The sequence below is a fragment of the uncultured Succinivibrio sp. genome (genome assembly GCF_902756765.1).
Classification (GTDB): Bacteria; Pseudomonadota; Gammaproteobacteria; order Enterobacterales; family Succinivibrionaceae; genus Succinivibrio.
In genome coordinates this window covers 1-12,410 of record NZ_CACVSS010000058.1, presented here as the reverse complement: position 1 = coordinate 12,410, position 12,410 = coordinate 1, and the positions used below count along the sequence as shown (strand labels likewise).

Sequence of the window (12,410 nt, the reverse complement as noted above, 5' to 3'; positions counted from 1 at the left end):
TGTATCCACCGCAATAGTCGGTAGACCAAAAGCCACATTCATCACCACCTTGGCAGTCTTTGAACCTACACCAGGCAAAGAAATCAGATCCTCATAACTACAAGGGACCTCACTTTCATATTTCTCCAAGAGTATCTTAGACATCTCATAAATGTTCTTCGACTTCGCTCTCCACAGTCCAATAGTTCTGACAATTGAAGATATCCCCTCAACACCAAGCTCAACCATCTTCAAAGGTGAAGGAGCCAGAGAGAAAAGCTTTGGTGTAACTCTGTTTACCGATTCATCCGTAGCCTGAGCAGAAAGGATTACTGCACATAGAAGCTCATAGGGATTATTAAAGACAAGTTCTGATTTAGGATCAGGGAAACTCTCGCTTAATATCTGCAGAAGCTCACATCTATCATTATCAGATAACAAACTAATAGTTTTTTTCATGAAATATCAAACTCTTTGCGGTATCATATTGCAAGTATCATATTGCAATTACAAATTTGTACTGCCTTTAATTTTAGATCATGACTCATTTATTGTTTTTATTTTTCGGTGCAGCAATTGTTAATAACTTTGTGCTGGTCAGATTTTTAGGTCTGTGCCCTTTTTTAGGTGTCTCCAATAAAATCTCCGCAGCCTTCGGAATGGGAATTGCCACCACCTTTGTGCTGCTGGTAACCTCCATGGGCTGTTATGCGGTAAACACCTTTGTTCTGATACCTTATAATCTGCAGTCTCTTGATCTTATCATGGACATTGTAGTTATCGCCATGACTGTGCAGTTGGTAGAAATCGCCATACGCTTTATATCCTATGATCTCTATAATGCCCTGGGTATCTACCTGCCACTTATAACCACCAACTGTGTGGTTTTAGGTTTAGTCCTTCTTCAGAACTCCCTGCAGTTCTCCTTCTCTGAGGCAACAGCCTTTGCCTTAGGTGCCGGCAGCGGCTTTACTCTGGTGTTAACTTTATTTGCAGCTATCAGAGAGCGCCTTGCCATCTCCGATGTTCCTGAACCATTTAAGAACACCGCAATAGCACTTATCACCGCAGGACTTCTCTCCCTTGCCTTTATGGGCTTTGCTGGCTTTGCCGGGAGTGCAGCATGATACTTGAATTAAAGTTTATTCTGATTTTAGCAGCTGTACTTTTAGTATTAGGTCTAATTCTTTCATACCTTTCAACCCTTGCTGATAAGAAAGAGGACAGTGCAGAGAAACGAATTGAAATGCTGCTTCCTGGTATCAACTGCGGTCAGTGCGGATTCCCTGGCTGTAATGCCTATGCCAAAGCCCTGGCTGATAAAAAGGCAGCCCCAAACCTCTGCCGTCCTGCAGGTGCCGATGTAGCAAAACAGTTGGGTGTTCTTGTAGGTGATACCAACGCAAGCTATGGAGATTATGAAGAACAGCTTTTCTCCCCTCGTATGGTTGCCTATATTCATGAGAACAGCTGCACCGGCTGCGGTAAATGCAAGCGCAAGTGTCCTGTAGATGCCATTGCAGGTGTACTCAAGGATGCCCATATGGTTGATCCGGACCTGTGTATCGGCTGTGATGACTGTATCAATACCTGTCCGGAGAAATGTATTGAAAAAATTCGTCTTGATCATGATTTATCTCATTTCAACTGGAATATTCACTCAGTCCAGATTAAGAGCGGAAGTTAACTAGAATGGCCTCTAATCAGTTACAGAAAATTATCAAAGCAAAAATCTGGAAGTTCTTTGGCGGTATTAAACCAAAAGAGATGAAGGATACCTCCGAGAGCAGAATAGAAGATCTTGGTCTGCCATCCATCATCTGTCTTCCAATTGACAGACATCTTGGAAAGGAAGGTGAGATTCTGGTCAATGTAGGGGATCATGTCAAAAAAGGACAGCCTCTGACCAAAGCCTCAGGCAGACTTGTGCCTGTACATGCCTCAACCTCCGGTACCATCAATGCCATTTCAAAGGAGGTTCTGCCTCACCCTAGCGGATATACAGGACTTTGCATCACCATCAAACCTGACGGTAATGATGAATGCGTTGATCTTGATCCGATGCCGGACTGGGAGCTTAAATCCAACAAAGAGCTTTTAGACAGAATCCATAACTATGGTGTGGAAGGTTTAGGCGGAGCTCAGTTCCAGACTGACTTTAAGATTAAATCCGCCTTAGATGATTCCCAGACCGGATGTAATGTACTTATCATCAACGGTGCTGAATGTGAACCTGTTATTACCTGTGATGATCGAATCATGCAGGAGCAGGCATCAGATATTGCACTTGGTATACAGATTCTTAAAAAGATATTAAATCCAAAGATTACCGTAGTTGCCATTGAGGATAACAAGCCTCAGGCCATCTCCGCCATGAAGAGTGCCTGTGAGGGTATTGCCGAAATCCGTGTTATTCCAACCAAGTACCCTTCAGGAGCAGCCCGTAATCTTATCAAGATTATCACCGGTATTGAAATCCCATACTCTGTCCATACCTCCGAGTGCGGTATCGTGGTTAACAATGTTGGAACCGTCCTCTCAGTCAAGGAAGCCGTAGTTGACGGTATGCCTGTAATCTCCCGTGTGGTTACCGTTGCAGGTGAGAGTATGAAGAAAACCGGCAACGTGCGAGTACGTCTTGGCTCTTCAGTACGTTTTGTATTAAGCAGCTATAACCTGTCCCCAGAATTTCATCAGAGAATCATTCTTGGTGGTCCTATGATGGGCTTTACCCTCCCTACCATTGATGTGCCTATTACCAAGAGTGCCAACTGTATTCTCGCTCCAACCACAGCAGAAATACCTTTATTAAAACAGCCTCAGAACTGTATACGCTGCGGTCGCTGTGCCCGTGTCTGCCCTAGCCGTCTGGTTCCATATCAAATGTACAACCAGTCCAAGGCTAAAAACCATGCCGCCTGTCTTAAGGCAGGTATTACGGACTGTACACTATGCGGTGCCTGTGCCTATGTCTGTCCATCTTTCATACCTTTAACCTCACAGTTCAGATATGAACAGGCAGTCGAAAAACACATCCGTGATGCTGAAAGACGCAATCTTGTGGCAAAACAGAGAATGAAGCTCAAAGAGGAGCGTCTTGAGGCTGAAGCAAAGGAAAGACAGGCTAAGAAAGAGGCTGCTCTAGCCAGAATCAAGGCTCAGAAGGAAGCTGAGGCTAATATGTCTCCAGAGGAGCTTGCCGCAGCCCGTGCTAAAGCCTTAGAAGAGGCTAAAGCCAAGGCCCGTGAACGCAAGGAGGCAATTCTTGCACAGAAACAGCAGCAACAGAAAGAAGGTTCTGATGATGCCTCTGCCATTAAGCGCTTAAAAGAATCTCAGGATAAAGCGATTGCCATTGCAAGACATCAGGGTCATATCGAAAAACCAGCCCCAGAGGTTCCTGAGACCACCATTGAGCAGCAGGTTGCCAATGCCCAGCTTGAGGAGAAGGATATTCTCCCTCAGGTTCTGAAAAAGAACGCATCAGGACGTCTTGAGGAACTGAAGGTAATTCTTCATGAGGCACCTACAGTTCAGGCCCATGAGCTTAAGCTGGTAGGGCTGCCTCCAGATGACAGCCGTCAGAATCCTGAGCCTAAGAAGGTTATTCCTCAGGTTTTAATGTCCGCCCAGGAAGAGAAGAAGGAAATAAACATTCTTCCTGAGATCTTCAGGAAAAAGACCTTACGTTCCAAACGTTAGTCAGAAAAATCTGAAAAATAAAATATGAAGTTATAAAGATGAAGTTATAAATACAAATATGAAAAACAACACTGTTTTATAACCGCTGATTTATAAAGACGAATATAAAGACACTGAAATACAAGTTACAAACACGAATATATAAATAAAGAAGACCAATATGAATATAACCCAGTCACAGGGTGTGGTAAAAAAAATCCTAGGAATAGAAACCGCACCTCATCTTAAAGGGAAGATGACCACCCAGCTGATTATGGGCTGTGTCCTGTTTGCCCTGCTGCCAGCTCTGATGGTTCAGGTATACTTTTTTGGCTACGGCATTCTCTGGCAGTTTTTAATCTGTGAGATAACAGCTCTTATCTGTGAGATAATCGTTGCCCTGCTGCGCCACCGCAGCATCTCCACTGCCGTAGGTGATCTCTCAGCCACCGTAACCGCTATGATTCTGGCCTTTACTCTGCCACCATTACTTCAGTGCTATTACACTGTAGTTGCCACCGTCTTTGCAATCATCGTGGTTAAATCCGTCTTCGGCGGTTTAGGTCACAATATCTTCAACCCTGCTATGGCAGGCTTTATCTTTATTGTCAGCTCCTGCCCTGCTGCCATGAGCAACGCCTGGATCGTACCGGCACCTGCCGCATACACTCAGGCAACACTCTCTGCAACCCAGGAGGTTATCTTCAAGAAGGCTGATCCGGTTAACCTCAGAAATCTTGTAGAAGGTTTAAATCTTTCTGAAAACTCCCATGAGGAGGATAACGATCTGAGTATCAGCTCAATAGTAGACAGCTTCAGCGGTGCCACCTATCTTGAGAATATCAAGTCTGCCCGCAAGACCTCATCTTTAGATCTGCTGCCAGGTCACGATTTCACTCTTGGGAACTACAAGGCCTATATGGCACTTGCTGTTGCCTACTGCATAGGAGGACTTATCCTCTTTGCCTTTAAGATTATTATCCTGCGTATGGTGGTGGCCTTCTTTGCCTCCTTTATATTCTTCCAGTGGATTCTAAATCATTTCCTCCCTGGCAATTACCTGAATGTAGAAGACGGTCTGCTCTTTGGAGGTACCATGCTGGCAGCCTTCTTCATCATCACCGATCCGGTTACCAATGCAGGAACCTCCAAAGGCCGTATTTATTTTTCAGTCTTTGTAGCCTTTTTTATTGTAATTCTAAGAGCCTACGGATCCTATTCTGATGCAGTTGCCTTTGCTGTACTACTCGGCAACGCCTGTGCACCTTTAATTGATGTCATGACCTCTCGAAGACCTTATGGTGTGGGTTATAAAAAGGGAGGATTTCAGTAATGAATAAAAATCTTGAAACGGTATTAGATACCAATACCAATGATACCGGCTCAACAAATACCGGTAACGACAAAAATAAGAAAAAGAAGTACAAATATTCAAGAACAGCCAGAGCTATCCTCTCAGGTTTTTCTCTAGCCTTTGTTGCCTCATTATGTGTAGGTATGATTATGTATACCTCAGAGAGCACAGAACAGATGAGAGAAAACAACCGAGCAAACTCTCTTAAGGTAAAAATCAACAGTCTGCTTCCGGATGAGGCCCGTGGAGATAATATCAGGCTTACCTGCTATGCCATACAGAAAAGTAAAAACGTCGGTCATAATCAGAAGCTTTATATTGCCTCTAAAGATCTGGAAATCAAAGGCTATATCATGACCTACTCCACCTCCTTGGGTTATTCTGATCCTCTGATAATGATTGCTGGCTTTACCCCTGATAAAAAGGTCTACAAGGCTGATATCTATTTTTCACAGGAAACCCCTGGACTTGGTGACAAGGTAGACAGAGACCATGGAAACTTTTTAGATCAGCTCTCAGGACATTCGCTTTTATCAGCCAACTGGGATGTAAAGAAAAACGGCGGTGATTTTGATTTTATTACAGGATCTACCGTCACCTCCAGAGCGACTGTAATTGCCACCTCTCAGGCTTTAAAGGAATTAAACAGCTTTGATATCCGTTCACTAAAAAAATGCAAGGTGAAGTAATAGTATGGACAACAAGATTGATACCGTTGAAGGCAAAAAGAAAAAAGTAAAAGCCTCAGCTAAAACCTCACTTTTAAAGATTCTTTTTGAAGGCATCTGGTCCAACAATCCAGGTCTGTGTCAGCTGTTAGGTCTCTGCCCTCTCCTTGCGGTTACCACCTCTGCTGTATCTGCCATAGGTCTTGGTCTTGCCACTCTGATTGTGGTCTGCGCAAGCTCGGTGATTATTTCTCTAATCCGCAGATGTATCTTCAAGGAAGTCAGAATTCCTATCTATGTGCTTTTTATTGCTACCCTGGTTACCTTGGTCAAATTCTATATTGAGGCATACTTCCCTGATCTGAACTCTCAGCTTGGCATCTATCTTGCCCTGATTGTAACCAACTGTATCATTATGGGCAGAGCTGAGGCTTTTGCCAGCCGCAACGGACCTATTCTCGCCTTTGTAGATGCCGTAGGTACCGGTGTAGGTTTCTCTCTGGTACTCTTTGTCCTGGGTGCTGTGCGTGAGATTATCGGACAGGGTACCCTGTTTATGGGAGCATCCAAGCTTTTTGGAAGTTTCGGTGAGGCTCTTGAGTGTACCTTTATAAATGCTGATTACACACTGATGGTTGCTATTCTGCCTCCGGGCGGCTTCTTTGTACTGGCCTTTATGATTGCCTTAAAGAATTTTATGCAGAATTTCAGACGTCATAAGATTGAGAACAGCTTCAGAATCAAGTCAATTCAGAACTGATAATCAACCCAGGCGAAAAAATAGAAAAGCTGATTTTTGAATTTAGGAGTAGGAAATTGTCAGAACGTTTCACAGTTGGTTATGAAGATTTTGAAACCCTTATTAAAAAGGGAGCTCCCTACATAGATAAAACATCTTATCTAAAAGAGCTATTTGGAGAAAAAGTTCATGATAACGGTGAAACCTATGAGGATTATGTGAGTCTTTTTACCCGTCCACGCCGCTTTGGAAAGACTCTGACCATGAGTATGATTAAGAACTTCTTTGAGCTTAATTACGATAATCCTGCCGACAAATCAAAACCAAAAGAACTCTTCAAAAATTTAGAAATTTCTCAGGATAAGGCTTTCTGTGATAAATACATGGGAGAGTATCCTGTAATCAGTATCTCTCTTAAGGGAGTTTTCGGTGAAGATTATATTGAAGCATTAACCGCTTTATTTAACCGCATTGGAGACCTGTATAAACAGTACAGTTTTCTTAAACAAAGCAGTCTTGCACCTGAAGATAAAGAAAAGTTCTCAAAAATTGTTCAACTAGCAAAAAATGGACAAATCATTACTTTCAGTAATCCTGATGTAAAAAACAACATTACGCTTCTGGTTAAATCCTCATTAAAAGATTTAACCTTTTATCTTTACAGTATCTACAGAAAAAAAGTTATTGTTCTAGTTGATGAATATGATGTTCCTCTGCAGAAGGCTACGGTATACGGTTATTATAAGGAAATGCTGAATGTTATTAGAGGAATGTTTGAGGAGGTATTCAAAACCAATGAGTACCTTGAAAAGGGAATTGTGACCGGATGCTTACGAATCAGCCATGAAAGTATCTATACAGGTATCAATAATTTCTCACTCTATACCATTCAGGATGAGCTGTATCGTGATTTTATAGGATTTACCCATAAGGAAGTAACAGAACTTCTGAAAAAAAGAAAGCTTCAGGAAAGAGAAAAGGATGTTTTAGAGTGGTATGACGGCTACAACTTTGCAGGAGCAAAAATGCTCTGCCCATGGAGTGTTTTATCATTCTGTCATAAGGCAAATTCTTCAGAAAATCCTTTAACCTTTACTCCTGGTAATTATTTTAATAATACCTCAAGCAACGATATTGTCTCCATCTGTATCAATCATCCTGATGCCATAGATTCTCAAAGGCTGCAGAATCTACTGGACGGAGGAACAGAAATAATTTTACCGCCTGATTTTACAACCTATCCTGAAATATCAATTCATACCGATTTTGATACTATGATGGGGATGATGCTTTATACAGGATATTTAACTGTTGTTAAGACTAATGAAGATGGAAGCATCGAGGTAAAAATACCAAATAAAGAAGTGCTAGACTGTTTTAGTCAAAAAGCAAAGATTATTTTCAGTAAACGAAATTCTCAGTGGTATTCAAAAGTTGCAGAATTAAAAAACGCATTGTTTGCAGAAAATAAGGATAAAGTTCAGAATCTGATAAATGAACTGCTTTTAACCTTTGTATCAATAAGAAATACAGCCTATGAAGACTATTATCATGGCTTTTTAGCCGGCATTCTCGCCTTAACAATAGATCAAAATACAGAAATAAAATCAGATACTGAAAGTGGTGATGGATATGCAGATCTGATTTTAGATTACTCTCCCAAAAAGGAAGTGGTAATTATAGAGTTTAAAAAGCTTTATAAAGGAGAGAGTTTTGATGAGATCTGCAAAGGGGCTCTTGAGCAAATTGAGCTAAAGAAATACGCCAGTCCTTATGAGCAGAAAAATTACAGGATCATCAAATATGGAATATCCTTTTTAGGAAAAGAATGCGTGGTCGCCATGAATTAAACAAAGCAGATTTTATCTCTACTCAATCGGTTTGTAGTTAAGAATGTTGCATTCATTTCTATCCTTATTCTGCACCATATTTTTACAATACCATAAAATAGTTTTCATCCCATAATCGGCTACTTTGCTTTGTAAAAGACAGAACATACTGATATGCATCATGATCCTCAGGAGCTAACGCATTACAGTCTAAAAGTGATCTGAAACCATCATATAATTCGTAGATCTTGCCTAAAAGCTCATTTAATGCCCCCTCAACAGTCTCTCCTTCAACATCTTTTAAAGAGATACTTATAACAGGAAACTGCCCCATGTATTTTTCACAGAAGGCTTTATTCCTGGATATAGCAAGATTACGGAATATTTGCTTAGGCTTGGATTTATCCTCAGGATCAGCATAATTAAGTTCAAAAAAATTCTTAATCATGCTCATGGTAAGAGATTTACCGAATCGGCGGGGACGGGTGAAGAGAAGGACTTCATCAACATAACTCATGCCGTTGGAATGAACATGCTCACCGTACAATTCAGTTAGATATGATGTTTTATCAATATAGACGGAATCTGATAATCTGAGTTTTTCAAAATCTTCTGTGCCGATACTCAGTTTTTTACTATCCATATCAACAAGATCCTTACCTGAACATGTCTACATTATACCTTCGTTAAGGGCATAAACAAAAGGACAGATGCCTTAATTTGTCCTTACTTACTCATATTTTGAGGAACCAAAAGAACTAATAGAAAGATTAAAGTTTCAAAGTGTTAAATAAACTCTGATGTAGTTAACACGGTCTACAGCTTCTCCCTCAGCTTCAGATACTCCTCATACCCTTTCTTTCTAAGTAAACATGAAGGACATTTGCCACAGCCATATCCCCATTCATGCAGTGTGTTATGAGTCCCTTCATAACAGGTATGAGTCTTCTCAACTATCATTCTGACAAAATCATCTCCGCCTAAATCATAAGCAAGCTTAAAGGTCTCCCCTTTTGTCAGGTGCATCAGTGGAGATACTAGCCTAATAGAGCTCTCCATCCCAAGATTAATTGCTGTCTCTAAAGCCTTAAGAGTAGATTCACGACAGTCAGGATAGCCTGAGTAATCCGCCTGACCGACTCCAGAGATAATGGTATCTGCACCTACACTGTAGGCATAACTTGCCGCATAACAGAGGAATATAAGATTACGTCCAGGTACAAAAGAAGTAGGCAGTGAGTTTTTCTCATCCATAACATACTCAGCATCATCCTTGGTTAAGGCAGAATCTGTAAGATTCTTCAAAGAGAGCATATCCACAACCTTATCCTCGATAAGTTTATCTTTTGCTTCCCTGTCAAAGGCCTTTAAGGACTCAATAAAATCCTTTCTGCACTCAAGCTCAATCTCATGACGCTGACCATATTTAAAGCCAATGGTATAAACCGCATCATAATTCTTAACCGCATAATAAAGACAGGTTGAGCTATCCTGTCCTCCAGAAAATACAACTAAAGCTTTCTTCATAATAATTCTCCTGTCCCTATTTTACCGTTTAAACCGGCAAAAACAGTAATCATTTTTAATAAAATCCATTGCCACAAGTGGCAAAAACTCAAAACCGCAAAATTAAAATTCTTAGATTTCAGATAGTTATTTAGATTTCTTTAATTGGCACAGCTCTTGCTACCTAATAATCAAACCATAAGGCATTAAGCCATATAAGCATAAAAAAAGCTCAGAGAGAAAAAAATAAAATACTATCTAAATAATATGGAGAAACACTATGTTTAATACATCAATTTCCGGTATTAGAGGTGCACAGAAGTATCTTGATACAACTTCTAACAATATCGCTAACGCCAACTCCTACGGCTTTAAGAAATCACGTGCAGAGTTTGCCGATATCTATGCAAATTCTGTTTTCACCAGTGCCAAGACTGCTACAGGTATGGGTGTTACCACTACTACAGTAGCACAGCAGTTTTCCCAGGGTTCTCTATCCGGTGATACCGGCAATAATCTTGATATGGCAATCAGCGGCAACGGCTTCTTCGTGCTGGCTAATTCAGAAAACTATGAAACCACCAGTGAGGTAGGTGACCGTTCCTACACTCGTAACGGTGCCTTTGAGTTAAACAAGGACGGATTCATTGTTACCGCTATGGGTGACTACCTGCAGGGCTATGATGTAGACAAAGATGGAAATGTTACCAATCTTGATATCATGTCCACTCATGCCATCAAGATCCCATCAGATACTGGTGCCCCTAAGATGTCTACAACCGCAGAGCTGATTGCAAATCTGCCAGCAAAAGCAGAAGAACATAACAAAGAATACGCTGGAAATTTAGATCCAACAAAATGTGGAATGACAAAATTTGACCCTAAGGACGCATCAACCTATACAGCAGCAACCTCACAGACTATCTATGATTCTCTAGGAGGAGCGCATACTTTAACCTATTACTTCCAGAAAGATCATGTAAATCCTTCAACTCCTTATTCAACAGACGTACTAGATACTGCAGACGCAACCGTATGGAACGTTGTTGCTTACGTTGATGGAAGAGCAGTAGATATTGCAAATGGACGTCATTTTCAGGTAACAGAACCAAGTTCATCTATCCAGCCACCAGATAATGATTTGTATGGAATTCAGCTGGTATTCGGTTCATCAGGAGGATTAGTTGATAATGGACAATTACCACCTGCAATTTATATAAATAATTTAAATTCAACTCATGCAACATCAATAAGAAATGATTTTTGTTTGGCGTCCGCTATGGGTGGTGGTGTTGATCCAACTCAGGAAATAAAAATTGAGATGGATCTTACCCAGTACGGTAGCTCCAAGTTCTCAGTTACCAGCGTAAGTACCGACGGTTATGCAACCGGTATTCTTGAGAATGTTGAAGTAGATGACAACGGTATTATTCTTGCCGCCTATACAAACGGCAGGACACAGCCTATCTCCAAGGTGGCGATGGCAACATTTGCCAACCCACAGGGCTTAATCAAGATTGGTGATACCCAGTGGAAACAGTCCATCAGCTCTGGTGATGCAACTGCAGCACAGGCAAATGTAGGTATGGCAGGTGCCATCAAAGGCGCAAATCTTGAGCTGTCAAATGTGGAGCTGGCCTCAGAACTGGTTGATCTGCTGATTGCCCAGAGAACCTACCAGGCAAACGCTCAGGCACTGCAGACTCAGAACACAGCAATGGATTCAATCATGAGCATCAGATAACAATTTAACTTGGTTTCTCTTTTAGATAGTTCGCCTCACTCCTAGCAGTGAGGCCTTTTTTTGCCGTTTATACCCCCAAAAAATCCCCTCTTCCAGGCTTAACATTAAGATCTAAAGCAGATTTTTAGAACATAAATTAAAACTGTTTCACAAAATTACACCATACAGTTTAAATTATCTAAATTGAACTCTTAGAATAACAACACTGCCTGCAAAAAACTCAGGATTACTTGAACTACAAAGAGGTTTTATATGAAAGCTTTAGTTAAAATCTTCACCTGTATATTATGTGCTTTTACACTTGTTGGCTGTGCCTATAAGCATCAGCAGATCATGACTCCAAACGGAAATATTCCTGCAGGTCTGACCACCAAGCAGGTTCAGGATGCTATAAAGGTAGGCTGTTCTTCCTATAACTGGGAAATAACCAGAGTATCCGGTACAGCAGTTGAAGCCAAGATGAACAAGACCAATGTCGCAGCAACTGTACGCATTGATTTTGATAAATCAAACTACAGCATTTCACTGGTAGAATCTACAGGTCTGATGCAGAACAGCTCTAAGAACGAGATTCACAGCCGTTACAACACCTGGGTAACCAATCTTAAGAATGCAATTGATACAAGTCTGAAAAACGAGACTGTTAAATAATTATTTGCCTCATAAGACAGGCTTTCTGTCCACGTATTGATACATATTACTAAGGTCAAAGACATGTACACAGATGACTTTGGCCTTTGCTTTAATGACAGGATTTATTGTACTTTTACAACTAACAAGGCAGTTTGACACTCCACACGACTAAAGTCGTGGGATTCCTGCTTCATAGACCACTGCATAGCGAACTACGTCTTACACGATCTCTAGGAGAATTGCTTCTCCAGCCTTTCAGCGCAGGCTTAAAATTCCG

12 protein-coding genes are annotated in these 12,410 nt (G+C 41.1%); 9 read left to right on the top strand and 3 right to left on the bottom strand.

Annotated features, from left to right (window positions below; translation table 11 throughout):
* A partial coding sequence (nth, locus tag QZU45_RS08535) for an endonuclease III (protein ID WP_295354144.1) occupies positions 1-438 on the bottom strand: 438 nt, incomplete at its 3' end.
* A gap of 92 nt (positions 439-530) precedes the next feature.
* Here nth and QZU45_RS08530 point away from each other — a divergent pair.
* The 7 genes from QZU45_RS08530 to QZU45_RS08500 all read left to right on the top strand — a co-directional run bounded on the left by QZU45_RS08530 (position 531) and on the right by QZU45_RS08500 (position 8,271).
* Entirely contained in the window at positions 531-1,106 is a 576-nt protein-coding gene (locus tag QZU45_RS08530) for an Rnf-Nqr domain containing protein (RefSeq protein WP_366925487.1), read from the top strand.
* Complete coding sequence (locus QZU45_RS08525) at positions 1,103-1,666, top strand: RnfABCDGE type electron transport complex subunit B (RefSeq protein WP_295354138.1); 564 nt, start codon at positions 1,103-1,105, stop codon at positions 1,664-1,666. Before QZU45_RS08530 ends, QZU45_RS08525 begins: the two co-directional genes overlap by 4 nt.
* A gap of 5 nt (positions 1,667-1,671) precedes the next feature.
* Positions 1,672-3,681, top strand: coding sequence for an electron transport complex subunit RsxC (gene rsxC, locus QZU45_RS08520; RefSeq protein WP_295354135.1), 2,010 nt, complete (start codon positions 1,672-1,674; stop codon positions 3,679-3,681).
* A gap of 160 nt (positions 3,682-3,841) precedes the next feature.
* The gene (locus tag QZU45_RS08515; RefSeq protein ID WP_295354132.1) at positions 3,842-4,993 is read left to right on the top strand and encodes an RnfABCDGE type electron transport complex subunit D; all 1,152 of its coding nucleotides are present in this window, start codon (positions 3,842-3,844) and stop codon (positions 4,991-4,993) included.
* The gene (locus tag QZU45_RS08510; RefSeq protein ID WP_295354129.1) at positions 4,993-5,703 is read left to right on the top strand and encodes an FMN-binding protein; all 711 of its coding nucleotides are present in this window, start codon (positions 4,993-4,995) and stop codon (positions 5,701-5,703) included. The genes QZU45_RS08515 and QZU45_RS08510 overlap by 1 nt, the downstream gene beginning before the upstream one ends.
* A 4-nt stretch (positions 5,704-5,707) precedes the next feature.
* Complete coding sequence (locus QZU45_RS08505) at positions 5,708-6,442, top strand: electron transport complex subunit E (RefSeq protein WP_074841635.1); 735 nt, start codon at positions 5,708-5,710, stop codon at positions 6,440-6,442.
* Between the two features lie 56 nt (positions 6,443-6,498).
* Positions 6,499-8,271 carry an AAA family ATPase gene (locus tag QZU45_RS08500; protein WP_295354124.1) on the top strand — a complete coding sequence of 591 codons (1,773 nt, stop codon included), beginning with the start codon at positions 6,499-6,501 and terminating at the stop codon, positions 8,269-8,271.
* Positions 8,272-8,353: 82 nt separating this feature from the next.
* Here QZU45_RS08500 and QZU45_RS08495 read toward each other — a convergent pair whose 3' ends face one another.
* Together QZU45_RS08495 and queC are read right to left on the bottom strand one after the other, a co-directional pair.
* Positions 8,354-8,893: an AAA family ATPase gene (locus QZU45_RS08495; RefSeq protein WP_295354122.1), complete on the bottom strand. Its 540-nt coding sequence runs from the start codon at positions 8,891-8,893 to the stop codon at positions 8,354-8,356.
* Between the two features lie 173 nt (positions 8,894-9,066).
* Positions 9,067-9,777 (bottom strand): 7-cyano-7-deazaguanine synthase QueC, encoded by a 711-nt coding sequence (queC, locus tag QZU45_RS08490; protein WP_295354119.1) that lies wholly within the window; start codon positions 9,775-9,777, stop codon positions 9,067-9,069.
* Positions 9,778-10,036: 259 nt separating this feature from the next.
* On the opposite strand from queC, the gene QZU45_RS08485 reads away from it, so the two are divergent.
* Both QZU45_RS08485 and QZU45_RS08480 read left to right on the top strand, forming a co-directional pair.
* Entirely contained in the window at positions 10,037-11,500 is a 1,464-nt protein-coding gene (locus QZU45_RS08485; RefSeq protein ID WP_295354117.1) for a flagellar hook protein FlgE, read from the top strand.
* Positions 11,501-11,752: 252 nt separating this feature from the next.
* Positions 11,753-12,151 carry a hypothetical protein gene (locus QZU45_RS08480; RefSeq protein WP_295354114.1) on the top strand — a complete coding sequence of 133 codons (399 nt, stop codon included), beginning with the start codon at positions 11,753-11,755 and terminating at the stop codon, positions 12,149-12,151.
* Positions 12,152-12,410: the final 259 nt, after the last annotated feature.